The sequence below is a fragment of the Bartonella sp. AP150HLJHH genome, assembly GCF_042196385.1.
Classification (GTDB): domain Bacteria; phylum Pseudomonadota; class Alphaproteobacteria; order Rhizobiales; family Rhizobiaceae; genus Bartonella.
Genome location: NZ_JBHIQC010000130.1, coordinates 1 through 640, shown reverse-complemented (window position 1 = coordinate 640; position 640 = coordinate 1). Strand labels below are relative to the sequence as shown.

The window sequence follows — 640 nt, the reverse complement described above, 5'->3', positions numbered from 1 at the left end:
ATGTTGGTAAATTGCTCTTCTGAGATATTACCACGACGCATATCAGAAGAAGAAACCTTTATTTGTTCTGAGATAATACGAGTTGCAAGCTGTTCAGTTGACATTTCAAGTGAGAAGAAACCTACAATACCCCCTTCATTGGTTTGGCTGTTATCATGACGCTTGCAAGCATTGGCAATATTAAAAGCAATATTGGTCGCCAGAGAGGTTTTCCCCATTCCAGGGCGTCCAGCTATGATAATCAAATCGGATGGCTGTAGCCCCCCCATTTTTTCATCAAGGGTTTTGATATGGGTAGCTATCCCTGAAAGCTGTGAGGAACGCTTTTTCGCAGCGCTTGCCATGTTAAGTGCTTTTGCAATGGCTGTATCAAAGTTTTCAAACCCACCTCCATATTTTCCTTTTTCGGCTAACTCAAATAATTGATTTTCAATTGTTTCAATTTGTTGAGAAGGTGTAAGTTCGACAGGCGCATCAAAGGCTGTATTGGCAACTTCATTGCCAAGATTAATCAAAGAGCGTCGGATAAAAAGATCGTAAATGACACGTCCATAATCTTCAGCGTTAATAATAGTGACTGCCTCTGTGGCTAAGCGAACAACATACTGGTATACAGTAATATCTCCAATTTTTTCTTCCA

1 protein-coding gene is annotated in these 640 nt (G+C 40.3%); it reads right to left on the bottom strand.

Translation table 11 applies throughout. The features are described 5' to 3' along the window. On the bottom strand, nt 1-640 hold a 640-nt coding region (locus tag ACFING_RS10075; protein ID WP_375630838.1), incomplete at both ends, for a DnaB-like helicase C-terminal domain-containing protein.